This is a genomic window from Polaromonas sp. JS666 (genome assembly GCF_900103405.1).
In the GTDB taxonomy this organism is placed as follows: Bacteria; Pseudomonadota; Gammaproteobacteria; order Burkholderiales; family Burkholderiaceae_C; genus Polaromonas.
Genome location: NZ_FNHX01000005.1, coordinates 343,171 through 366,398 on the forward strand (window position 1 = coordinate 343,171; position 23,228 = coordinate 366,398).

Annotated in this window: 15 protein-coding genes; 13 read left to right on the plus strand and 2 right to left on the minus strand. The window is 66.8% G+C overall.

The window, feature by feature from the left end; genetic code table 11:
* Nucleotides 1-33: 33 nt before the first annotated feature.
* The 9 genes from tssF to BLQ85_RS15275 are packed head-to-tail and all read left to right on the plus strand — an operon-like array spanning nucleotide 34 to nucleotide 14,078.
* On the plus strand, nucleotides 34-1,761 hold the full coding sequence (tssF, locus tag BLQ85_RS15235) for a type VI secretion system baseplate subunit TssF (protein ID WP_074578070.1): 1,728 nt from the start codon (nucleotides 34-36) through the stop codon (nucleotides 1,759-1,761).
* Nucleotides 1,725-2,735 (plus strand): type VI secretion system baseplate subunit TssG, encoded by a 1,011-nt coding sequence (gene tssG / locus BLQ85_RS15240; protein WP_074578071.1) that lies wholly within the window; start codon nucleotides 1,725-1,727, stop codon nucleotides 2,733-2,735. Before tssF ends, tssG begins: the two co-directional genes overlap by 37 nt.
* Nucleotides 2,736-2,780: 45 nt before the next feature.
* Entirely contained in the window at nucleotides 2,781-5,438 is a 2,658-nt protein-coding gene (gene tssH / locus BLQ85_RS15245; RefSeq protein WP_074578072.1) for a type VI secretion system ATPase TssH, read from the plus strand.
* 34 nt (nucleotides 5,439-5,472) lie between these two features.
* Complete coding sequence (locus BLQ85_RS24920; RefSeq protein ID WP_074578073.1) at nucleotides 5,473-8,379, plus strand: type VI secretion system Vgr family protein; 2,907 nt, start codon at nucleotides 5,473-5,475, stop codon at nucleotides 8,377-8,379.
* A 10-nt stretch (nucleotides 8,380-8,389) separates the two neighbouring features.
* A complete protein-coding gene (locus BLQ85_RS15255) occupies nucleotides 8,390-11,077 on the plus strand; it encodes a DUF2169 family type VI secretion system accessory protein (protein WP_074578074.1) in 2,688 nt (895 codons plus the stop codon).
* A gap of 23 nt (nucleotides 11,078-11,100) precedes the next feature.
* Nucleotides 11,101-12,153 (plus strand): pentapeptide repeat-containing protein, encoded by a 1,053-nt coding sequence (locus BLQ85_RS15260; protein ID WP_074578075.1) that lies wholly within the window; start codon nucleotides 11,101-11,103, stop codon nucleotides 12,151-12,153.
* Between the two features lie 23 nt (nucleotides 12,154-12,176).
* Nucleotides 12,177-12,857 carry a DUF3540 domain-containing protein gene (locus BLQ85_RS15265; protein WP_074578076.1) on the plus strand — a complete coding sequence of 227 codons (681 nt, stop codon included), beginning with the start codon at nucleotides 12,177-12,179 and terminating at the stop codon, nucleotides 12,855-12,857.
* 23 nt (nucleotides 12,858-12,880) lie between these two features.
* Nucleotides 12,881-13,276, plus strand: a complete 396-nt coding sequence (locus tag BLQ85_RS15270) for a DUF4150 domain-containing protein (RefSeq protein ID WP_074578077.1) — start codon at nucleotides 12,881-12,883, stop codon at nucleotides 13,274-13,276.
* A gap of 25 nt (nucleotides 13,277-13,301) precedes the next feature.
* Nucleotides 13,302-14,078, plus strand: a complete 777-nt coding sequence (locus BLQ85_RS15275) for a hypothetical protein (protein ID WP_074578078.1) — start codon at nucleotides 13,302-13,304, stop codon at nucleotides 14,076-14,078.
* Between the two features lie 29 nt (nucleotides 14,079-14,107).
* Here the strand turns inward: BLQ85_RS15275 and BLQ85_RS15280 are convergent, their stop codons facing one another.
* Nucleotides 14,108-14,884 (minus strand): hypothetical protein, encoded by a 777-nt coding sequence (locus tag BLQ85_RS15280; protein ID WP_074578079.1) that lies wholly within the window; start codon nucleotides 14,882-14,884, stop codon nucleotides 14,108-14,110.
* A 64-nt stretch (nucleotides 14,885-14,948) separates the two neighbouring features.
* Here BLQ85_RS15280 and tssJ point away from each other — a divergent pair, with 64 nt between their 5' ends.
* From tssJ to BLQ85_RS15300, 4 genes are read left to right on the plus strand one after another with little or no spacing between them, the layout of a single operon-like run.
* Nucleotides 14,949-15,680: a type VI secretion system lipoprotein TssJ gene (gene tssJ / locus BLQ85_RS15285; RefSeq protein WP_175456128.1), complete on the plus strand. Its 732-nt coding sequence runs from the start codon at nucleotides 14,949-14,951 to the stop codon at nucleotides 15,678-15,680.
* 16 nt (nucleotides 15,681-15,696) lie between these two features.
* Nucleotides 15,697-17,085: a type VI secretion system baseplate subunit TssK gene (gene tssK, locus BLQ85_RS15290; RefSeq protein ID WP_074578081.1), complete on the plus strand. Its 1,389-nt coding sequence runs from the start codon at nucleotides 15,697-15,699 to the stop codon at nucleotides 17,083-17,085.
* Nucleotides 17,086-17,088: 3 nt separating this feature from the next.
* On the plus strand, nucleotides 17,089-17,766 hold the full coding sequence (locus tag BLQ85_RS15295) for a DotU family type IV/VI secretion system protein (RefSeq protein ID WP_074578082.1): 678 nt from the start codon (nucleotides 17,089-17,091) through the stop codon (nucleotides 17,764-17,766).
* Nucleotides 17,763-21,599, plus strand: a complete 3,837-nt coding sequence (locus BLQ85_RS15300; RefSeq protein ID WP_074578083.1) for a type VI secretion protein IcmF/TssM N-terminal domain-containing protein — start codon at nucleotides 17,763-17,765, stop codon at nucleotides 21,597-21,599. Before BLQ85_RS15295 ends, BLQ85_RS15300 begins: the two co-directional genes overlap by 4 nt.
* A gap of 13 nt (nucleotides 21,600-21,612) precedes the next feature.
* On the opposite strand, the gene tssA is transcribed toward BLQ85_RS15300, so the two are convergent.
* Nucleotides 21,613-23,166: a type VI secretion system protein TssA gene (gene tssA / locus BLQ85_RS15305; protein ID WP_074578084.1), complete on the minus strand. Its 1,554-nt coding sequence runs from the start codon at nucleotides 23,164-23,166 to the stop codon at nucleotides 21,613-21,615.
* Between the last annotated feature and the right edge of the window lie 62 nt (nucleotides 23,167-23,228).

A 23,228-nucleotide genomic window follows, 5' to 3' on the forward strand; every position in this document is an offset into this window, starting at 1 on the left:
TTTAACAGTCCCCCGAGCGAGTGAAAGAACCCCATGTTCAATCGGTACTATGAAGATGAATTGAACAAGCTCAAGGGACTGGCCGTCGAGTTCTCGCAGGCCAACCCCGCGCTGGCGCCCATGCTGGCCGGTTCCTCGGCCGACCCCGACGTGGAGCGCCTGCTCGAAGGCGTGGCTTTCCTCACGGGCCTGACGCGCCAGAAGCTGGACGACGAATTCCCCGAGTTTGTGCAGGAACTGGCCAACCTGCTGTTCCCCCACTACCTGCGCCCGATTCCCGCCAGCACCCTGGTGAGCTTCGAGCCCAAGGGCATGCTGGCCGAAAGCGTGCGCGTCGCCGCCGGCACCAAGATCGATTCCGTGCCGGTGGACGGCACGCCCTGCCGCTTTCGCACCTGCACCGAGCTGCAGGTCCATCCGGTCGCGCTCGAAAGCGCGCACCTGGCCAGCGGTGCCGGCCAGGCGCCGCGGCTGGTCCTGAAGTTCGCGCTGCAGGGCGGGTTGGACGTGGCGCAATGGACCACGCCCTCGCTGCGCCTTTTCCTGGGCGGCGGCTACACCGAGGCCTCCAAGCTGCTGCTGCTGCTGGCCAAGCACGTCAAGGCGGTGAGCCTGACGCGCGGTGACGGCACGGTGGCCGAACTCGGCCCCAAGGCCCTGCGCCAGGCCGGCTTTGACAGCGAGCTGCTGCCTTACCCCAGCCATGCCTTCCAGGGTTACCGCAGCCTGCAGGAATTTTTTGTCCTGCCCGAGAAATTCCTTTTTGTGGACATCGCCGGCCTGGACAAGGCGCTGGCCGGCGGCAGCGGCCCCCTGTTCGAGGTTTCCGTGCTGCTGGACCAGATCCCCGACTGGATGCCGGAGATACGCGGCGACAGCTTCATGCTCAACATCGTGCCCGTGGTCAACCTGTTCGAGCACGCGGCCGACCCGGTCAACCACGAGCACCGCGCCAGCGAATACCGCCTCATGCCCGAGGCCGCCAACCGCCAGCACTACCAGATTTATTCGGTGGACCAGGTCGTCGGCTACCAGCAAGGGGCTTCGCGCGAGCGCAGCTACGTGCCCTTCGGCATGCTGCGCCACGACGGCAGCAACACCCTGAGTTACCGCACCACGCTGCGCCAGGCCACGGTGGGGCGGGGCAGCGAGGTTTTCCTGTCGGTGGCCTACCCGCCCGGCGACCTGCCCCTGCCCGAGACCCTGTCGGTGCGCATCACCTGCACCAACCGCCAGCTGCCGGAAAGCCTCAAGCTCGGCGATCTGAGCCGGCCCACCAGCAGCTCGCCCGACCGCATGAGTTTTCGCAACATCAGGCCCATGACCGCGCCACTGAACCCGCCCTCGGGCGAGGCCCTGCTCTGGCGCCTGATTTCGCACGTCTCGCTGAACTTCCTGTCCATCGCCAGCGCCGAGAACCTGCGCGAGCTGCTGAACCTCTATGTGTTTTCCGAACGCCAGGAGCAGGGCCCGGAAACCGCCAACCGCCGGCGCATCGACGGCATCCAGGAAGTCACCGCCACGCCCGAGACGCGGCTGGTCGGGCGCGGCAGCCTGCTGCGCGGCCAGCAGATACGCATCAAGTGCCGGCTCGATTTTTTCGCCGGCATCGGCGACATGTATTTGTTCGGTTGCGTCCTGGACCGTTTCATCGGGGACTACGCCGGCATCAATTCCTACACCCGCGTCGAGCTTGAAGACGCTTTCACAGGAGCAGTCTTCAAATGGCCGCCGAGATTGGGTCAACAGCCGCTGCTGTAGAGGAGCAACTCCTCGCCCAGGGCGAGAGGTTCTCCTACTTCCAGGCCATACGCCTGCTGCGCCTGTTCGGCAAGGCGCGCGGCATGCCCAACGACAGCCTGCGCATACGCCCGAGGCTGAGCCTGGGCTTTCCCGAAAACGACATCGATCGCATAGAGCCGCGGGACGGCGGCGGCTACCGCATCACGGCCAACTTCTTCGGCCTCTACGGCGTGGCCTCGCCGCTGCCCACTTATTACACCGAAGACCTGTTCGAGGAAGAGCGCGAGGGCCGACACGCCACGCGCGACTTCCTGGACGTCATCCACCATGCGATGTACCCGCTGCTGTTCGACGCCTGGCGCAAGCATCGGCTGCAGGACCGCGTGGTGGAGGACGGCGATGCCGGCGTGCTGGACCAGCTCTATGCCTTCATCGGCCTGCGCGACGGCGACCTGCGCGCGGGCCTGCCCGCCGCCGACGGGCTGCTGCGCTATGCCGGCCTCTTCAACATGCACCCGCGCTCGGCCTCGGGCCTGCACACCCTGCTGGCCGACGCCTTCAGGCCGGCCAGGGTCTGGGTCGAGTGCTGCACGCTGCAGCACGTGCCCATCCCGGCCGACCAGCGCCTGCGCCTGGGCCAGCAGGCCCATGAGCTCGGCGAGACGACTTACCTGGGCAGCCAGATCGACGACTACAGCGGCAGCATCACCATCACGCTCAGCGACCTGCCCGAAGATTCCTTCCACCAGTTGCTGCCCGGCACGCCCGGCCATGAGCGGCTGGAGTTCCTGGTGCGCTTTTACCTGATAGACCCGCTGGAGGTGCGCATTGTGCTCGAGCTGCGGCACGAGGATGCCCGCGCGGCGCGCACGCTCGATGCTGCCGACGCCGCGCCGGAATCGGCCGCCACCAACTGGACACGCCTGGGCCTGGACACCTGGCTCACGCCCGAGCGCGTGCGTCAGCCCACCCGCGTGCAGTTCACCCTTTAATTTTTCGGCATCCCTTCTTCATACACCGCAAGAAAGAGAAACATCATGCTGCTGGTCGAACTAAAACCCCTGGTCGGACGCCTGAATGCCTTCACCAAGCAGGCGCTGGAAGACGGCGTGGGCCTGTGCGTCTCGCGCAGCCACTATGAAATCACCGTCGAACACCTGCTGGTCAAGCTGTTTGACAACGTGCAGGCCGACGTCGCGCTGCTGCTGCGCCAGAACGGCGTGGACGCGGCGCTGGTCAAGCGCGGCATCGACCGTGCCCTGGAGGACATGCGCACCGGCAACGCCGGCAAGCCGGCCTTCTCGCCGCTGCTGCTCGAACTCATGCAGGACGCCTGGCTGATCGCCTCGGTCAACCTCGGCGAGGCCCGCATACGCTCCGGCGCCGTGCTGCTGGCCTTCCTGGCGCGCGCCAGCTACTACGCCACCGGCGACTATGCCGAGCCCCTGCGCGCGCTCAACCGCGAGAGCTTGCTGAGCGGCTTCGGCGCGACCTGCGGCGCCTCGATTGAGGAAACCCCGGGCGCCGCGGAAGGCGGCACGCCCGGCGGCCAGGCGGCGGCCGGCGGCGAAGGCAGCGCGATCGCGCGCTTTTGCGAAAACTTCACTGACAAGGCGCGCAACGGCAAGATAGACCCGGTGTTCGGCCGCGACAAGGAAATCCGCCAGATGGTGGACATCCTGGCGCGGCGCCGCAAGAACAACCCCATCTGCGTGGGTGACCCCGGCGTCGGCAAGACCGCGGTGGTCGAAGGCCTGGCGCTGCGCATCGTCGACGGCGACGTGCCCGATTCGCTCAAGGACGTGACCATCCTGGGCCTGGACATGGGCCTGCTGCAGGCCGGCGCCAGCGTCAAGGGCGAGTTCGAGAACCGCCTCAAGGGCGTGATCACCGAGGTCAAGGGCTCGGCCAAGCCCATCATCCTGTTCATCGACGAAGCCCACACCCTGATAGGCGCGGGCGGCCAGGCCGGCACCTCCGACGCGGCCAACCTGCTCAAGCCGGCGCTGGCGCGCGGCGAGCTGCGCACCATCGCGGCCACCACCTGGGCCGAGTACAAAAAGTATTTCGAGAAAGACCCGGCGCTGGCTCGCCGATTCCAGCCGGTCAAGCTCGACGAGCCGGACCTCGCCACGGCCGTCATCATCCTGCGCGGCCTCAAGGAAAAATACGAGGACGTGCACCGCGTGGTGATGCGCGACGACGCCATCGTCGCGGCGGCCGAACTCTCCAGCCGCTACATCACCGGCCGGCAGCTGCCCGACAAGGCCGTCGACCTGCTGGACACCGCCTGCGCCCGCGTCAAGGTGCTGCAAAGCGCCAAGCCCGATGTGCTGGAAGACAAGGAGCGCCAGATGCAGGCCCTGGCGCGCGAGCAACGCGGCCTGGAGCGCGACCGCGACAACCACCAGCCGGTCGACAGCGAGCGACTGGACGCCATCGCCGGCCTGGTCGCCACGCTGGCCGCCGAGGCCGAGGCGCTGAAAGCCGAATGGGATAAACAAAAGGGCGCGGCCGACGCGCTGCTGGCCGCGCGCGCCGCCAGCCTGGCCGCCAAGGCCGCGAATGCCACGCCGGCCGAACTTGAGGTGCTGTCGCAAAAAGTCGCCGAGGCCGGCAAGGCCTTCGAGGCGGCCCAGGGCGCCAACCCGCTGGTGCGCGTCGACGTGGACCCGGACGTGGTCGCCAAGGTGGTGTCGGACTGGACCGGCATCCCGGTCGGCAAGATGCTGCGCGACCAGGCCGAAAGCGTGATGCGCATGGAGTCCGTGCTGTGCGGCCGCATACGCGGCCAGGACCACGCCATGCACCAGATCGCCGAAGTGCTCAAGACCGCCAAGTCCGGCCTGCGCGACCCGCAGCAGCCGCTGGGCGTGTTCCTGCTGGCCGGCCCCTCGGGCGTGGGCAAGACCGAGACCGCGCTGTCGGTGGCCGACATCCTGTTCGGTGACGAAAAATCCACCGTCATCGTCAACATGAGCGAGTTCCAGGAGAAACACAACGTCAGCCGCCTGATAGGTTCGCCCCCCGGCTATGTGGGCTACGGCGAGGGCGGCGTGCTGACCGAGGCGGTGCGCCAGCGCCCCTACTCGGTGGTGCTGCTCGACGAGGTCGAAAAAGCCCACCTCGATGTGCTCAACCTGTTCTACCAGGTCTTCGACAAGGGCATGCTTTCCGACGGCGAAGGCAAGGACATCGATTTTTCCAACACGGTGATCTTCCTGACCTCCAACCTGGCCACCGATGTCATCACCGAAATGACGGCCGGCGAGGACAAGCCCGATGCCGCCACGCTGCTCTCGGCCATACGGCCCATCCTGTCGGCGCACTTCAAGCCGGCGCTGCTGGCGCGCATGACGGTGATTCCTTACTTCACGCTGGCGCAGGACGCGCTGGCCGGCATCGTGCGGCTCAAGCTGGACAAGATCGTCAAACGCCTGGCGCACAACAACAAGATGCGCTTTACCTACAGCGACGCGGTGGTCGCGCAGATCGCCGCGCGCTGCACCGAGGTCGAAACCGGCGCGCGCAACGTCGACTTCATCCTGCGCAGCACCATCATGCCGCTGATGTCCCAGGAGATCCTGGCGCGCATGAGCACCGGCGTGCAGGCCGGCGAGGTGGCGCTGGGCCTGGATGCCGACGCCGGCTTCACGGTCGTGTTTTCCGACGCGCCCCTTGCCGCCGCGGCCTGACTGACGCAAGGCAGAAAGAAAAAAGAGGGAATTTATGACTTCGCTTGATAAAAACCTGACAGCGGCGAACAAACGCTTCGCCTTCAAGTCCGGCGGATTTGCCGACGACACCTTCGCGGTCGTCAACATGAAGGGCTTCGAGGCGATCTCGCAGAACTTCTCGTTTGAGCTCACGCTGCTGTCCAACGATGCCGGCATCGAATTCGACAAGATGCTGTCGAACCCGGCGACCTTCACGATTTTTTCGCGCGACCAGGACATGGCCACGCCCTACCACGGCGTCATCGCCGAATTCGACCAGCTGCACCAGGTGGGCGACCTGGTGTTCTACCGCGCCGTGCTGGCGCCGCGCCTGCATCGCCTGGGGCAATTCCGCACCTCCGACGTCCACCTGGACGGCCAGCGCATTCCGGACATTCTCGAGACGGTGCTCAAGGACAGCGGGCTGTCTTCCGCCGACTACCAGAAGGGCCTTGCCGGAGAGTACCGCGAGCGCGACTTCGTTTGCCAGTACCAGGAGACCAACCTGGACTTCATCACGCGCTGGATGGAAAAGGAAGGCATCTACTACTGCTTCGACCACAGCGGTGACAAGGAAAAGCTGCTGCTGGTCGATGCCTCGATCAAACAGCCCGCGGACGTGCGCGCGGTGACTTACCGGCCGGTCGAGAACCTCGCCAGCGGCGAAGCCAAGGATTCGGTGCAGGATTTCGCCTGCCGGCAAAAACCCCTGCCCAAGCAGGTGGTCTTGCAGGGCTTTAACTACCTGAACGCGGCGGTCCCGCTCAAGCAGTCCGCGCCGGTGTCGGACGCTGGCATGGGCGACGTGATGCTGTACGGCGAAAACTTCCTCACGCAGGAAGAAGGCCTGCGTTATGCCAAGCTGCGGGCCCAGGAAATCCTCTGCGAGGGAAAAATCTTCACCGCAAGCGCCACCGCCACCGGCATACGCAGCGGTTATTTCATCCGCATGGCCGGGCACTACCGCAGCGATTTCAACGGCAAATACCTGGTCACCGAGATCGAGCACCAGGGCTCGCAGGCCGGTGTGCTGCTGGCCGGCATCAAGACGGCGTACGAGGACGCGGCGGGCGAGACCCGCTACAGCTCGAAGTTCCGCGCCATCCCGGCCGATGTGCAGTTCCGCCCCAAGCGCTCCATGATCCGGCCGCATGTGGCCGGCACGATCAGCGCGATCGTCGACTCCGAGGGCAGCGGCCAATATGCCGAGATGGACGAGCTCGGCCAGTACAAGGTGCAGTTGCCCTTCAGCCGCACCGGCAAGGGCCCGAACAAGGGCTCGGCGCGCATACGCATGGCCACCCCGTACGCGGGCCACGGCCACGGCATTCATTTCCCCCTGCACAAGGGCGCGGAAGTGCTGCTCTCGTTTGTGGACGGTGACCCCGACCAGCCGGTGATCGTCAACGCGGTGCCCAACTCGGAAAACCCGAGCATGGTGAACAACAAGAACCCTGCGCAGAGCCTGGTCACGACCGCCGGCGGCAACCAGATCCTGATGGACGACACCCAGGGCAAGGAGGTGGTCTACATCACCTCGCCCTACCAGAACAGTGCGCTGGTGATCGGCAATCCCGAAGGCCGCCGCAGCACTGTGGGCAAAGACGGGAAGGACGGCAAAGACGGCAAGGACGGTGCTGCCGGCAGCAAAGGCGACAAAGGCGACAAGGGCGACACCGGGGCAACCGGCGCAACGGGCGCAACCGGCCCAGCTGCACCGGACGCACCCAAGGCGACCTACCCCGGCATCTGGGCCTCCACGGGCGGCAGTTCCGAGAGCATCACGTTTGGTACCACCAATGCGATCAAGGTCGGCTACAACAACACCCTCGGCCTTTCGATCGACAATTCGGTGACTGCCTCCGTCGCCAACAAGGTGGCATTGGGCGTCAGCGCGACGCTGAGTTACGGCAACGATATGGCGTGGAAGCTCGGGCGCAGCATCACGCTGGACGATTCGGAGGCCATTTCCATGAAGGACTCGGGCAAGCTGAGCGGCAACAAGGAGGTCATGATTTCCGGTGGCCAGGCCGCCCCGCTTGCTGCCGCCGTCGATGCCGCCAAGGCAACCGTCAAGAAGGCCGTGCTGCTGGCGACCGGCCTGAACGTCGCGGCGGGCGTTGCAGCCGGTGCGCTGATCAATCAGGGCGCCGATCTGGACGACAAGGGAAAAGCGAAATTCAAGGACAACAGCTGGGGCAATTGGTCCGCGCGCGCGCTGGGCATTGTGTCCGGGCCCGGGACGGCCCTTGCCATCAACCGCGTGCTCGCGGGACTGGCGAGCACCCTCGGTGAATTGACCAAACCGTCCCTGGCCTTCGCGAGCAATATCAAGCTCGATGCTTCGGGCGCAGAGATTTACTCGACGAACCTGCCACCGGTCAGCCAGGGCCGAATCAAGCTTGCGCCGGGTAACGTCACCCTGCATGCCGGCTTGCCCATGCCTTTGCCCCCGCCGGCATTACCCGGCGTGCCGCCCGTTCCGTTTGTGGCGCCGCCCGCGGACACCCTGGGTTCCACCATAGAACTCACGCAGACGCGCGTCAAGTTGACGAACAACATCGCCTTGCTGCCGAGCTCCTTGCAACTTGAGACCCAGGCCGCGACGCTTGCCACCTTGAACCCGGCCGGCGATATCAACCTGACGCAGCCCGTCGGCGGCAGCGTGAAACTTGCAGCCGCTGGCTTGACCGCCACTTCCGGCATTTCGGAGCTCAAGCTTGACATCGCCGCCGGCGCGACTTTGACCGGCGGCGCCGGCAAGGTGGAAGTCAAACCCGCGGAGGTCAAACTGGAATGTGCCGCCTCTTCCATCGAGGTCACTCCGCTCAGGGTCGCCATTAACGGGCCCGGTGACGCAGGCATCCGGTTTTACAGCGTCAATGTCATGCTGGATGGCAACCTGATTCAGCTGGGTTGAGCGCATAGCCATGAAAGTATTCAAACCAGACTCGCTGGGCCTGCTGCATCGCGGCATTCGCTTTGCGCGCCAGAACCAGCTTTCGGTGGGCATGATGGCCTTCTTCGCGCTCGACGAAACACCGGGCGCGGCGCTGCTGCCTGAGGCCCAGATGTGGCAAGTGGCGGCCGAGGCGATAGGCAGCGACGCCATCATGGACGAAGGCTTGCCCAAGCCGGCCGGCGAGTTCCTGGTGTTCGGCGCCGCGCACGCGCCTTCGGGCGCGGCCGTGCCCGAGGTGGCTGTCAGTGTGCAGGTCGGCAGCCTGTCCAAAACGCTGCGCGTCAGCGGCGACCGGCATTTCAACGCGCTGGGCATCGCCAGCGCGCCGAAACCGTTCATGCAGATGGCGATCAGCCCGCAAACGGCTTTTGGCGGACCGGACTCTGCTGACAACCCGGCCGGCAAGGGCCTGGTGAAGCTGAAGAACGCCGACGGCAGCGAGGGCTTGCCCTTGCCGAATGTGGAGCACATGGCCAAGCTGGTGCTGCGGCCCGGCGATGAAGCGCCCGCCGCCGGTTTCTGGTCGCTGCCGCCCGACTCGCCGCTGCGCAAGCGGCACCTCGGTACTTTCAACGACGCCTGGCTCAAAACAAGCTGGCCGCATTTGCCCGACGATACCCAGCCCGCTTATTTCAACGTGGCGCCGCCAGACCAGCGCCTGGGCGGGTTCTTTCGCGGCGACGAAAAAATCGTGGTCCACAACATGCACCCGCAACGCGCCGTGCTCAGCTCGGCCCTGCCGCAGCTTCGCGCGCGTTGCTTCATCAACCGGCGCGTGGCCGGCGGCGAAGAGTTTGTGGAGCTGACGGCGCGCGCGGAAACCGTCTGGCTGTTTCCGGGGCAGGGCTGCGGCATCGTGCTGTTCCGCGCGCTGGCGACGGTGGCCGACGAGGACGCCGACGATGTGCTGCACCTGCTGGCCGATTGGGAAGACATGCGCAGCGCGCCGCTGCCGCTGGATCATTACTACCGCGTGTTCCAGGCCAAGCTGCCGCAACCGGCGGTTGCCGCCGCCGAGGTCCCGCCGGCCCCCGCCCCGGCAGTCCCTGCCGCGGCTGCCGCCGCCGTGCCGGCCGCCGCCGCCGCGCTGACGGTGCCGGCAGTGGCCGTGGCCATGCCGCCGGAGCTCGCCGCGGTGCAGGCGCAGGCGGCTGCGCTGGAGACCCAGACGCGCGAACTCATGCGCCAGCACGGCATCACGGATGCCGATATCGCGCCTTACCTGAAGCCGCCGGTTGAGGGGCCCGCGCCTACATTGGCCGAACTGGAAAAGATGTCGCAGGACCTGGAGGCCGACACCCGCGCGCTCATGAAGCAGCACAACATCAGCGAGGCGGAGGTGGCCGCCGCGGTTCGCCAGCCTCCGCCGGAGCCGGCGCCGAGCGCGGGCGAGTTGAAAGACATGGTCAAGCAGATCGAGGCCGACACGCGAGCGTCCATGCGCGAGCACGGCATCACCGAGCAGGACATCCAGAAGGAGTTCGACGCGCGGCCGGAACTGGCCGGGCTGGCTGCGGATTTCCGCAAACCGGGCCCGGATGTCGACCAGGCCTTTGCGGCCCTCGGCGCTGCCATGGCCGCTCCGGCCATGGCGGCGCCGGCGGTCAAACTTCCGGCGCTACCGCTGCCCGCTTTGCCCGCGGTGAAACCGCCGGTGGCGCAGAAACTGACGCGCGAGGAAGTTGTTGCGCACCATGCGGCCGGCAAGGGGTTTGCTTCGCACGACCTTTCGGGGCTGGACCTTTCGGCGCTGGATCTTGCCGGCGCCGATTTTTCGGGCGCCTTGCTGGAAGGCACCAGCTTCGCGGGCAGCAAGCTGGCCGCCGCCGACTTCAGCCAGGCCCTGCTGCAAGGCGGCGACTTCAGCGAGGCGGACCTGCAGGGCGCGAAGTTGGCTGGTGCCGGCGCGGGCCAGGCGGTGTTCAAGCAGGCGCGCCTGGACGGCAGCGACATGGCGCACGCCGACTTCACCGGGGCCGATTTTTCCGCGGCCAGTGTGGCGGGAGCCAAGCTCAGCGACGCGGTCTTCGACGGCGCCAAAATGGCCGGCCTGAAAGCCGCGGGCTGCACGGCTTTGCGCACCAGTTTTGCCGACGGCGACCTGGCCGGCGCGGACTTTGCCCGAGCCACCTTGACGGGTTCCGCTTTCGCCGGGGCCAAGGTGGGCAAGGCGAGTTTTGCCGGTGTGAACGGCGACAACGCCGATTTTCAGCGGGCCGACGCGAGCGGCGCGAACTTCACCGGCGCCAGCCTGCGCGCCTCGCGCGCCGACGGCGGCAGCCAGTTTGCCGGGGCGCAACTGCCGGGTGCCCGGCTTGAGCGCGCGGCCTGGGGCGGCGCCATGCTGGCCGGCGCGGCGCTGGGCGGCTCCGTGCTCGACAACGCCGACTTCAGCGGCGTCAAGGCGGCGGGTGCCAACTTCGGTCGCGCATCGGCCAAAGGCGCGCGCTTTGACAAGGCCGACCTGAGCGGCGCCGACTTCACCGGTGTGAACCTGCACAAGGGTTCGCTGCGCAAGGCCACGATCGAACGCGCGCTGCTGCGCAAGGCCAACCTCTACGGCGTGGACTTTTATGACACCACGCCGACCATCGCCAGCCTGGAGGGCTCCAACATCGACCAGACCCTTCTCCAGGTCAGAAAGCCGGTGGTTTGAATGGCTGCAGCAGGGGAAAGACCATGGATATAAAAGACGCGCTGGCCCAACTGGCCCAAGGCCGCCACCTGGCCGGCGCCGACCTGTCGGGCGCCGATCTGTCGGGTGTGGATTTCACTGGTTGCCACCTGGAGAAGGTGCGCCTGGCAAACGCCGACCTGTCGGGAAGCAAGCTTGCCGGCAGCGTCTGGCAAGGCTGCGACCTCACGGGCGCGAACCTCGCGGGCGCCGACTTGTCGGCCACCCAGATGCAGGACACGGCGCTGGTGGGCGCCAGGCTGGAGGCGGCCAATGCCTCGCAAGCGAGCTGGGCGAAGACCGACATGAGCGGTGCCAAGGCCAAGGGCGCCGATTTCAGCCACGCATCGCTGGATGCCGCCAACCTCAGCGCCGCGCAATTTGCCGGCGCGAAGTTTTTCAAGGCCTCGTGCGACGGCTGCACGCTCGACGGCACCGACTTCACGGGCGCCGACCTCACACGCTGGGTGGCGATGGCCGCCGACCTGCGCAGCGTGCGTTTTGAACGGACACAACTGGTGCAGGCCTATTTGAAGGATTGCAACCTGGAGGGCCAGCGCCTGGCCGGATGCGACCTGACCATGGCCATCCTCAACGGCTGCAAGCTCCAGGCCGCCGATTTCTCGGGACTGGCGCTGGACCGGACCAGCTTCATCGGCGCCCAGTTGCAAAAAGCCCAGCTGGGCGGTGTGCGGGGCACATACACGGCCTTGATGGGGGCCAGCCTGGCGGGCGCCAACCTGGGCGCCGCGGTCTTTGAGATGGCCGATGCGAGCGACGCCGATTTCAGCGGCGCGCGTTGCGACGGCTCGCGCTGGCACATGTCGGTGATGCAGCGGATCAAGGCCGCCGACGCCAGCTTTGCCAACGCGGGCCTGGTGTACTGCGACCTGTCGCATGCCGACCTGTCCAACGCCGACTTCAGCCGCGCGGACATGAGCCACGCCAACCTGCACGCCATGCTCGACAAGGGCACGCGCTGGGACGGCGCCAACCGTAGCGGCGCACGTGAGACCGATGAGAAACTTTTGCGCGCCGAGCGCTGGCAAGCCGCCTGAACTTTTTTGAGAAAGAGAACGCCATGTCGAATGCTTCCATGCCTTCCGTTTCCCCCTTGCCGCAAGCCGGGCCTGGCCTGGTGTCCGCCGTCGTGACCGGCCGGGCCGACAAGTGGTTTTTCCTGGACACGGCCCCCGCCGCCGCCGGTGCCGACCGCGCGCTGCGCGCCGAGAGCTGCCTGGTCGAGCCCGAATGCGGCGACACCGTGCTGGTCTGCCAGGGCGTTGCCGTGGGGCTGACCTGCGTGCCCTACATCCTGGCCGTGCTCTCGCGTGCCGATGCGCAGCACGGCGTGCTGGCGCTGCCGGGTGGCGCGCGCATACGCGCCGATGCGGGCGCCTTGGCCTTTGTCGCCAGCGACATCGGCCTGGAAGGCTCGCGCAGCGTCTCCATGAAGGCGCCGCAGCTTGACATGACGGCGGCGCAAGGGGAATTGAAGTTCAACCGACTGGCGTCTACGGTCGGCGAGTTCAGCGCCAGCCTGGGCAGCGTGCGCACGGTCGCGCAGGCCGTCACTTCCACCGTGGGCCGCCTGGTGCAGAAGGCGACCAACAGTTTCCGCTGGACGGAAAACCTCGACGAGTCCCGCGCCGGCCGCATGCGCCTGCAGGTGGCCGAGCGCTTTCACCTGAAGTCGCGCCATGCCAGCGTGGTCGCCGAAGGCCAGGTCAAGATAGACGCCGAAAAAATCGACCTCGGTTGAGCCCCCAGAAAAGGACAACAAGCATGTTCGCAGTCACCAAACAGAACGGCCAGTGCATGGCCATGCCCGACGTCTGCAAGACGCCCGCGCCGCCCGCGCCGCCGGTTCCCATTCCCTACCCGAACATCGCCATGCCCATGATGGGCAATCCCTGCACCATGAAGGTCTTGATAGGCGGCATGCCGGCGCTGACCAAGGCGTCAAAGATCCCCATGAGCAACGGCGACCAGGCGGGCGTGGCCGGCGGTGTGGTGTCGGGAAAGATGATGGGGCCGGCCGAGTTCATCATGGGCAGCCTGAAGGTCAAGCTGGAGGGCAACCCAGCGGTGAAGCTGGGCGACCCGACGAAACACAACGACGGCAACGGGGTCGGCTCGGTGCTGGCACCCAGCCAGGCGATTGTCATGATCATGGGCTGAGCGTCCCCATGCAAAGGAAAAAGCAATGAAAACCGTCTGGATCACCGCCCTCAAGGAAGACCAGCCCCGCGTGGCCGCCGTGACCGCGGTGCTCAAACGCTACGGCCTGCAGTGCAAGGGCCATTTCTGGGTCGACCAGCCCGACAAGATGGCCTGGCGCGTCGCGCTGGAGGCCTTGCTCGAGGCCAAGGCCGACGTCTGGCTGGTGCTGGTCGACGCGGACGAGATCAAAAAATCTTCGGTGCGCTACGGCCTGTCGCTGATGGCCTCGGCGCTGCGCAGCGCGCGCGGCGGCTTTCCCATGCTCACGCTCTGGAATTCGCCCCCGCCGGAGCAGGCCGCGCTGCCGCCGCTGATGGCGCAGGCCGAACTGCTGCTCGAGTCGGGCGCAAGCTGGCCCGCCAAGATCGTGGCCAAGGCCAACGTGCCGCCCAAGGCGACGCCGGCCGAATTCCGGCTCGACGTGCTGGGCAACGAGCGCCTGGGCCAGTGGTTCGAGATCGGCCCGGTGGCCGGTGCCTGGTCCGGCGTGGTGTTTGGCGTGACCGGCGGCGGCGCCGAGATCCAATTCCAGGCCGTGGGCCCCAAAGCCATGCTGCCGGAAAAAACCACGCTGGAGTTCGCGCAAGAGGGCATGAAGCTGGAAGTCGCCGGGAATGAATACACCGCATGGGCGGTGCGCAACCAGGTCGATGGCAACACCTCCTACTTCGTCAAGGTCAAGGGTTGCCCCGACTCGATTCTTTTTATGCCCTATGCCGAGGAAACGGATGCGGAAGCCACCCTCCTGAGGCTGGTGTGACCCAGTGTGCTTCGGGCGTAAAGCCGCGTTCAGTCGAGCCGCTTGCGTGCCGGGCCGGTGATCTCGCCGCTGGCGCTTACCAGCAGGGCTTCGCCCGGGTCGTAGGGCAGTTCGGCGACGCGTTCCTCATCGTTGAAGCGGTAGCCCACGCGGTAGACCGACTGGCTGTGCGCGGTCTGCAGCCGCGTGCCGCACTGCTTGTCGCGCAGAAAGACCTCCACCGGGATGTCGTCGTCGGGCCCGCTGGGAGGTTCGGGCGGCACGGCCGGCGGAAACACCATGTCCCACAGCGCCTTGCCGGCCAGCGCGCCGCCGATCATGCCGGCGGCGGTGATGGCGGGTTTGTGCTTGCCGAGCTTGTCGCCGATGGCGCCGCCCACGACAGCGCCGGTCACGCCGCCCGGGCCCAGCACAAAGCCGGCGCCGGCGCTGCCGACGATGACCGGCACGGACCAGCGTTTGTAGACGGCGGCCGTGGCGTGGCGCTTGAGCAGGAAACCGCCCGTGAAGCCGCCCATGGCCGCGCCTATCAGGGGCACGGCATTGCGCAGCAGCCAGGGCTTGGCGTTTTCCTGGCGTACCAGGTACTGGCGTTCGGGAATCAGCACCTGCCAGCAACTTTGCTCGACGCTGCTGGTGCTTGCGAGCGTGGCATAGGCGTACAGCACGGGCGCCAGCACGGGCGGGGGCGGGGGCTCGAGATCGGCCACGGGAGCGGGTGCGGTCTCCTGGCCCAGGGCGGGCAAGGCCGGCAGCGCCAGCGCGATGCAGATAAGCCCCGGGTAAATTGCCGCTCCAATTTGCATGGCTTATTATCTTCATTCCCGAATGAATTCACCAAAATTACCTTTAATTACGAGCAGGCAAAACTTGGTTGAACAAAGGTTTCATGGGGTGTGGGCATGGCGGGTGGCCGGCGCCTGCCTGGCGGCGGCCGCGCTGGTGGCACTGGGCGGCTGCGCCGCGGCCAATTCCATGATGGGGGGCAACACGCGCAAGGACGCCGTGGCCGAAATCGCCTGGAGTTTCGCGCGCAACGCCATCCTGGTGGAAGTCGAGGCCGACAACCGGCTCAATGAATACAGTGGCGAGGCGCATACGCTGGTACTCGGTGTTTACCAGATGGAAGACTCCGCGGCCTTCTATAAATTGATCGCGGACGCGGCGCTGGTGGGAAAATCGCTGGAAACCGGCAAGGGCGGCGAGGGGTTTGTGCATTTCGCGCGCTACGTCGTGGTGCCGGGCCAGCGCAGCATCCTGCAACTGGACCGGGCGCAGAAGGCCAAGTTCGTGGGCATCGCGGCCGGTTATTACCAGATGGATGCGGCCCGCAGCGCGCGCCTGTTCGAGGTGCCGCTGACGGTCGAGAGCGAGGGGATGGTCAGCAAAACCTATAAGGCCGCGCCGGCGACCCTGGCGCTGCGCCTGAACTTCGGGCCGGACGAGCTGCTCAATGCCGAGCGCCTGAACCGGGACCCGGCAGGGACCAAAGCCAGTGAAGCGGTTCCGCTCGACGGCGGGGGCCGGGAGATCAAGCTGACGCCGGACACGCTCAAGGATGCGATGAACGTCAACAGCGCGGTGAAGAAACTGGACAAATAAGGACAGCAGGCAGCACATGGAAGAAAAACAAGGCATTTACTGGCACCAGGGCATGTTCCTGCAGTCCCAGCATTTCCAGATGGCTGACCTGCACAACCAGTTCCAGCACAAGCCTATGCAGGAGTCGGGCCTGCCGCATTTCTGGGGTGTGGGCGAACTCGAGCTGGTCGCCGCGGCGGCCGGCAACCGCACGGTGGAAGTGCAGGCCGCGCGCCTGCTGTTCCAGGACCGCACTTATATAGAGTACCCGGGCAATGCGGTCATCAAGGCCAGGCCTTTCGACGTGGACTGGGTCGAGGGCGACAAGCCCTTCACGGTCTACCTGGGCCTGAAAAAACTCAGCGCCACCGAAAACAACGTGACCATCGCGGCCGACTTGGCGCAGGCCGGCGGGGTCGCCACGCGTTACGCCACGCTGGCCAACCCGCCCGAGGTCGCCGACCTGTATTCCGACGGACCGGCGGCCCAGGTGCGCACGCTGCTGCATGTGGTCAAGGTGTTTTTCGAGGGCGAGATCGACAAGCTGCAGGACTACAGCCTGATCCCCATCGCGCGCCTGGTGCGCGATGGCGACGCGATCAAGCTGTCCGAAAGTTTTATCCCGCCTTGCTACGCGATCTCCGGCTCCAACGTGCTGCTGCGCCTGGTCAAGGACATCCGCGACGAGCTGACCGGGCGCGCCCGCCAGCTGCAGGAATACAAAAGCCCGCGCGAGATGCAAAAGGCCGAGTTCGACGCGAGCTACATGGTGTTCCTGCTGGCCCTGCGCTCGCTGAACCGGGCCAGCCCCTACCTGTTCCACCTGACCGAGACGCGCCAGGTCCATCCCTGGCTGGCTTACGGCGCCATGCGCCAGCTGATCGGCGAGCTGAGCTCGTTCTCGGAGCGCTTCAACATGCTGGGCGAGGCCGAGGACGGCACGCCGGGCCTGCCGCCCTACGACCACGCCGACCTCGGCAAGTGTTTCGACCGGGTGCGCACCATGGTCAGCCACCTGCTCAACGAAATCACCGTGGGGCCGGAGTTCCTGGCCATCCTGCAGCCCCAGGGCGACTACCACGTCGGCCAGCTGCCGCGCAATTTCTTCGGCCAGCGCAACCGCTTCTACCTGGTGATACGCACCGAAAAAGACATGGAGTGGGTGGTGGACGCGGTGCAGCGCGACGCGCGCCTGGCTGCCACCGACGAGATGCCGGGCCTGATCGCGCACGCGCTGCCGGGGCTGGAGCTGATCCACATGGCGGCCGCGCCGCAGGGCCTGCCGCGCCGCTCATACTCTTACTACTTCCGCATCGAGCAGATGAGCCAGCAGTGGGAGATGGTGGAGCGCGAGGGCTCCGTCGCGCTGTACTGGATGGATGCGCCGGCCGACCTCAAGGCCGAAATTGTTGTGTTGCGGAGATAACGCGTGCGCCTTGTTGACTGTTTCATTCCCTTCATGGCCTATGTGCGCCACTTCCAGGGCCAGCCCTCGGCAAGCGCGGCGTCGGTCAAGGAGCAGCTCGACAGCCTGCTGGCCGACGCTCGCCGCAAGGCCCAGGAAGCCGGCATCGCCGAAGCCGATACGATGAGCGGCATGTTCGCCGTGGCCGCCTGGGCCGACGAGCTCCTGCTGGCGACCGCCTGGCCGGGCGCCGAGGAATGGAAGCGCCTGCTGCTGCAAAAACGCTATTTCAACGTGTCCAGCGCCGGGGTCGAGTTTTTCACCCGCCTCGAAGCCCTGGGCCCGCAGCAGCTGGCGGTGCGCGAGGTCTATTTCTTTTGCCTGGCCATGGGCTTTGCCGGGCGCTACGGCCATGACCGCAATCCCAAGACCCTGGAAGACATCAAGCAAGCCAGCCTGGCGCAGCTGGTGCAAGGCGACGGCCTGTACGGCGATTCGGGCAAGGTGCTGTTTCCGCAGGCCTATGCCAGCGCCGGGCGCAAAGGCGGCAGGCAGCCGGGCGAAGGCCGCTGGCGCTGGCGCGTCTCCTCGCTCACGCTCAGCGTGCTGCTGGCGCCGCTGGCCGTGCTGGCCGTGCTCTACGGCATCTACCACCTGATCATCTGGCAGACGGCCAGCTCCATCATGGCGCAGATCAAATGAAGGCGCTGCGCACCATCGTCCTCTGGTTGCTGGCACTCGCGGTGCTGGCGCTGCTGAGCTGGGGCCTGGCCCTCTATATGGAATGGCCGCTGTGGGCGGCCGTGGCGGTGTTCTTCGGGGTGCTGGGGCTGTACCTGCTGGTGCGTTTCATCATCCGCCTGGTGCAGGTGTACCGCTCGCGCAGCCGCATGGCCCAGCTGTCCTCGGCCGGCCAGGACAAGGTAGCCAAGCAGGCGTCGCCGCGCGCGGTGCTGATCCGCAAATGGAAGACCGCCGCCGCCACGTTGCGCGCCTCCAGCCTCAAGCGCTTCGGCAACCCGCTCTACGTGCTGCCCTGGTACATGGTGGTGGGCCGCTCCGGCACCGGCAAGACCACGGCGCTGACGCGCACGCGCCTGTCCTCGTCGATCCAGAAGGTCAGCCAGAGTGCCCGCATCGAGCAGACCTCGAACTACGACTGGTGGTATTTCGACCGCGCCGTGGTCATCGACTGCGCCGGGCGCTACGTGGAGGCGGCCGACCTCGAGCAGGACCGCAGCGAATGGGAACTGGGCCTGGACCTGCTGGCCAAGTACCGCGGCAAGGAAGGGCTCAACGGCCTGGTGCTGGCCATCAGCACCGAGCGCCTGTCCCATCCCGACAAGGACGCGCTGCTGGAAGAAGGCCGCGTGGTGCGCGAGCGCATTGAGCAACTGATACGCCTGTTCGGCAAGCGTTTCCCGGTCTACGTGATGGTCACGCAGTGCGACCGCATTTACGGCATGGAAGAGTGGGCCCGCCAGCTCAGCGAAAAATCGCTGGAGCAGGCCATGGGCTACCTGGCCGAGCCGGACGCCGGCGAGCCCGGCGAGAACTCCTTCCTCGACAAGGCTTTCGGCAACATCCATGAGCGACTGCAGGTGCTGCGCACCGTGCTGGTGGCGCGCGGCACCCCGGTCGCGCCCGAGCTGTTGATGTTTCCCAACGAGCTGGCCCAGCTCAAGCCCGGCCTGGAAGTCTTCTTGCGCGCCTGCTTCGGCGACAGCGCGTATCTTGAGACACCTTTCCTGCGCGGCCTGTTCTTCAGCAGCGGCCTGCAGCAGGGCGGCGCCGTCTCCAGCCTGCTGGGCCAGGTGCTGCCGCCGGTGCCGGCCCACCCCAGCGCCAACGCCGGGCTGTTTCTGCATGATTTTTTCGGGCGGGTGCTGCCGCAGGACCGCAGCATTTCGCTGCCGGCCTCGCTGCGCAACCCCTGGCGCACCGCCACGCAGAACCTCGGCATGCTGGCCTGGGTGCTGCTCAGCGTCGCGGCGGCCATCTTCATCACCATCGGTTTCCTGGACAACATGCAGACGCTGTCGCTGCTGCAGGAAAAAGACCGCCTGAGCATACGTTTCACCGGCAACCTCGACGAGGACGCGACCACGCTGGAACGCCTGAGCGACACCATTTCCCTGGTCGAGCGGCGCAACGACAGCTGGAAAAGCCAGTGGATGGTGGAAACCACCAACATGGACGACCTCGAGGAGCGCCTCAAAAGCAGCTACACCGGCAATTTCCGCCGCTACATCCTGCCGACGACCGACGCCAACTACCAGGAAGACTCGGAACGCATCCTGAAGGACGACCCGAACCACGAGTTCGCGCGCATGATGCGCAACCTGGTGCGCTATATCAACCTGCTGCAGGCGCACGAACGCGGCGCCGACCGCCAGGCGCTGCTCGCCATGCCGCAGCGCCAGCACATCTCGCGCTACACCCCCGAGCTTTACACGCGCCTGAACGACCTCTACATCTCCAACATCGCCTGGTCGGCGCCCACCGATCCCTATGTGCCGGTGCGCCTGCGTTTTGAGCAGCAACTGCTCAACCGCCTGGCCTTTCACGACCCCAACCTCAGCTGGCTGGCCGACTTGCCCGACACCAACCCGCTGCACAAGCCCGTCACGGTGCAGGATTTCTGGGTCGGCACCAGCCAGGCCCGCGCGCCCGCGGCCGGGCAGGCGCTGCCCGTGGTGTCCGCGGCCTTCACCAACCCGGGCAAGAAGGAAATCGACAGCTTCCTCGCGGAGATGGAAAAAAGCATAGATAACGGCCCCAAGTTCCTCGCGCAGCGCGGCGCCTTCGAGGCCTGGTACAAGGAAAACCGCATCCAGGCTTGGCAGAAATTCGCCACCGGTTTTTCGGGCACCGAGCGCACCCTGTCGGGTGAGGCCGAGTGGCGCGCCGCCATGGGCCTGATCACCAGCGCGCGCAGCCCTTACTTCCGCGTGATGGACAGGCTCAATGAAGAGTTCGGCGACCAGCCCGCCGCCCAACTGCCGAGTTGGCTGCGGCTGTCGCGCGAGCTGGCCGAGCTGCGCCGGCAGGCCGCGCGCTCCGGCGCCGCGGGCGAGGCCCTCAACGTGGTGGGAGCCATCAACAACGTGGGCGGCAAGGCCATGAAGGAAGTCCTGGGCGGCGCGCCCAAGCTGGGCCAGGACACCATCAAGAACAACCTGGACGCGGCCGCCACGCTGCAGAAGTTCTTCAAGGACCTCAACGCCGTGGCCACCGACGTGGTGGTGGGGCCGGCCAAGGCCTACCAGGCGGCGGTGGATTTTCACGGCTTTTCCACCGACCCGGCCGTCAAGGCCTCGGCCCTGCAGTCCACGGCCGATAGCCTGGTCCAATTGCGCAGGCAGGTGGGCTACAACAGCCCCAGCGACGAAATCGTCTGGCAGCTCATGGGCGGGCCGCTGCGTTTCGTGCTGGCCTACACCGAAGAGCAGGCCTCCTGCAGCCTGCAGAGCGAGTGGGCCTCCAAGGTCGACTGGCCGCTGCAGACCGCGCCCAACATGACGGCCATGGTGGACCAGCTCTACGGCGCCAAGGGCACCGTCTGGGCCTTCGCCGACGGGCCGGCCAAGCCCTTCCTGCAGCGCGATGCCAACCGCTTCGCTATCGTGCAGACCCTGGGCTACAGCGTGCCCTTCACGCGCCAGTTCCTGCCCATGCTTAACGACGCGGCGGGCAAGCGCGTGGAGCAGCTGGTGACGCAGCAGCGCGCCGAACAGCAGGAGCAGACCGACAAGCTCGCGGGGCAAAAAGAACAGCTGCAGGCCCAGCAGGCCCTGGCCCAGATAGACCGCGCACTGGCCGACATCAAGCAGAAGGTCGACGCCATCAAGGCCCAGGCCCAGCAGCTCACCATCACCGCGCAGCCCACCAGCGTCAACCCCGGCGCCAAGGCCAAGCCCTTTGTGACGGTGCTGGCCATCCAGTGCGCTTCCGGCGCGCGCGTGCTCAACAACTACAACTTCCCGGTCAGCGACAGCTTCCCGCTGGGCGACCGCCAGTGCGGCGACGTCACGCTGCAGATCAAGATCGAGGACGTGGTGCTCACCAAGAAGTACCCCGGCAGCAGCGGCGTCGTGCGCTTCCTGCAGGACTTCCGCGACGGCGCGCGCCAGTTCAACGTCGACGAGTTCCCGGCGGCGCGCGCGCGGCTGGACGCGCTGGGCGTGCGCCAGGTCGGCCTGCGCTACAACTTCGAGGGCCAGGACGCCATCCTCAAGGCAGCGCAGCAGCTCGAGCAGCTCGAGCGTCAGGAAAAAGACAAGACGGCCGAGAAGCAGCGCCTGCAGGACGCGCAGTTCGCGCGCGAGGAGCGCGGCATCCAGGCCAAACTCTCCAACGCCACCGCCGTGCCGGCCATCGAGGTCTCGCTGCCCAAGCAGATCGGCGTGTGCTGGGATACGCGCATGACGCCGCACAAGCCGCAGGACACGCAGGCGATGTTCAAGGAACTGGCCGCGGCGCAGTTGCAGGGCACAACGGTGACCACACCGCCGGCGGCCACGCCAGCCCGCTAAAAGAAAGAGCCGTTCAGGTCACCAGCTTGACCGCGGTAGCGGCATCCAAGGCAACGATGCGCGCCAGCAGCGCATCGGCCGCGTCGCGGTCTTCCTCGTTGCGCGTCATCACGCCGTAGGCGACCTGCAGGCCGTCCAGTGCCATGGCCGGGTCCCAGGCGCCTAGCTGGTGGCGGTCTATGGTTTCCACCACGGCTTGGGCGAAGGCCTTGAGGGCCGCGCCCGGGCGGTGTTGCAGCAGCAGCTCGCACAAACGGATTTGCAGCAGCAGTTGGTCGCGCGCCGGGGGCTGCAGCGCGAGCTGCTCCTGCAGGCAGGCCGCTGCGCTCGCGAGGTCGTCGTTGGCCGCCAATGCGCGCGCATTGCCGATGGCGGCCGTGACCGCGTCGCTTGCGCGGCCGCCGGCCGCGGGTCCGCCGCCGGCCGCCACGCCGGGCAGCAGCGTGGCCAGCCAGTCCAGCGTGTCGCTCGCGGCAAAAGGCATGCCGCTGGAAAACGAGAGTTTCTCCAGGCCCGGCAGCCGCGCGAGCAGGCGTGCCGTCTCGTTGCAGACTTCCTGGCGCGCGGCCGCGTAGCCGCTGCCCATGCGCCCCAGCGCCGCGGCGCAAACGCCGTTGAGGTCCAGCCAGAAGGGGAAGGCCGCCAGCTGCGCTTCGGCAAAGGCCACGAGTTCGGCGTCCGACTGGCTGTCTTTGAGCCGGGCCAGCGCGTCGCTGACCTGCGAAATCGGCGGCGCGATGCGGGTCTGGCCGCCGTCGGCCGGCGGCAGGGCCTCCAGCGTGGACCAGGCCGCCGTGCGGTTCAGCCGGTAAGACAAGGGGTTGCTGCTGTCCTTGGCGAGAAACCATTCGGCCAGGCTGCCCAGGCGCGAACAGGCCTCCTCGAGCGCGCGCTCGACGTTGTCGGCCGAGTCCAGCAGCAGCGTGGCCGGTGGTGGGCCGGCGGCCGCGGCGGGCGTAGGCGAGGGCGCGGCGGCGGCCTCCACGGGGGCCGGTTCTTCGGGAGGTTTTTCCTCGATCACGGTCAGGCTGCCGACCAGGGTCAGCAGCGCGCGCATGGAGGGTGCCTCGCTGTCCTTGTCGGCCAGCAGCGCGTCCATGGCCTGCAGGCTGGCCGTCAGGCGCGCCACGAGTGAGGCCTCCTGCGGCGGCAGCGCGCCCCAGTCGGTTTCGGTGGCGCGCTGCTGCACGCGGTCTATCAGCCACTGCAGCGCGTTGCGCCGGCCGCGCATGCGCTTGAGCCCCGGGTGCAGCGTGTCCCAATAGCTTTGCAGCATGTCGGCCAGCACCTTGAGGCCGTCGGCCAGGCCGTAGAGGCCGCGCGTCTCCAGCAGGCCGCCGGCCAGGTAGCAGGCCACCAGCAGGTCCTTGCCTTTGGTCGACAACAGCTCGACGGACCACTGGTTGACCTTGTTCCAGTCCATGGTCACGCTGTGCACCGGGCTGGCCAGCTTGGCGATTTCGGCCTCCAGCAGCTCGAAGGCGGGTTCTTCGCGCACTTCGTTGCCGGCGGGCTGCGGCCCGGCGATGGGCTGTGTGCCGAGTTCGGTGATCAGGTCAGTGCTCATAAAAGTTCACAAGAGGTCGCAAAAGATGCCATGGAGGGGAAAAGGAGAAAGAATCGGCAGGC

Coding starts and splice junctions, on each gene's coding strand:
- BLQ85_RS15270 (WP_074578077.1), top strand. CDS start 12,881: ATGTTCGCAGTCACCAAACAGAACGGCCAGTGCATGGCCATGCCCGAC.
- BLQ85_RS15255 (WP_074578074.1), top strand. CDS start 8,390: ATGAAAGTATTCAAACCAGACTCGCTGGGCCTGCTGCATCGCGGCATT.
- BLQ85_RS15280 (WP_074578079.1), bottom strand. CDS start 14,884: ATGCAAATTGGAGCGGCAATTTACCCGGGGCTTATCTGCATCGCGCTG.
- tssA (WP_074578084.1), bottom strand. CDS start 23,166: ATGAGCACTGACCTGATCACCGAACTCGGCACACAGCCCATCGCCGGG.
- tssF (WP_074578070.1), top strand. CDS start 34: ATGTTCAATCGGTACTATGAAGATGAATTGAACAAGCTCAAGGGACTG.
- BLQ85_RS15260 (WP_074578075.1), top strand. CDS start 11,101: ATGGATATAAAAGACGCGCTGGCCCAACTGGCCCAAGGCCGCCACCTG.
- tssH (WP_074578072.1), top strand. CDS start 2,781: ATGCTGCTGGTCGAACTAAAACCCCTGGTCGGACGCCTGAATGCCTTC.
- BLQ85_RS15275 (WP_074578078.1), top strand. CDS start 13,302: ATGAAAACCGTCTGGATCACCGCCCTCAAGGAAGACCAGCCCCGCGTG.
- BLQ85_RS15300 (WP_074578083.1), top strand. CDS start 17,763: ATGAAGGCGCTGCGCACCATCGTCCTCTGGTTGCTGGCACTCGCGGTG.
- BLQ85_RS24920 (WP_074578073.1), top strand. CDS start 5,473: ATGACTTCGCTTGATAAAAACCTGACAGCGGCGAACAAACGCTTCGCC.
- tssG (WP_074578071.1), top strand. CDS start 1,725: ATGGCCGCCGAGATTGGGTCAACAGCCGCTGCTGTAGAGGAGCAACTC.
- BLQ85_RS15265 (WP_074578076.1), top strand. CDS start 12,177: ATGTCGAATGCTTCCATGCCTTCCGTTTCCCCCTTGCCGCAAGCCGGG.
- tssK (WP_074578081.1), top strand. CDS start 15,697: ATGGAAGAAAAACAAGGCATTTACTGGCACCAGGGCATGTTCCTGCAG.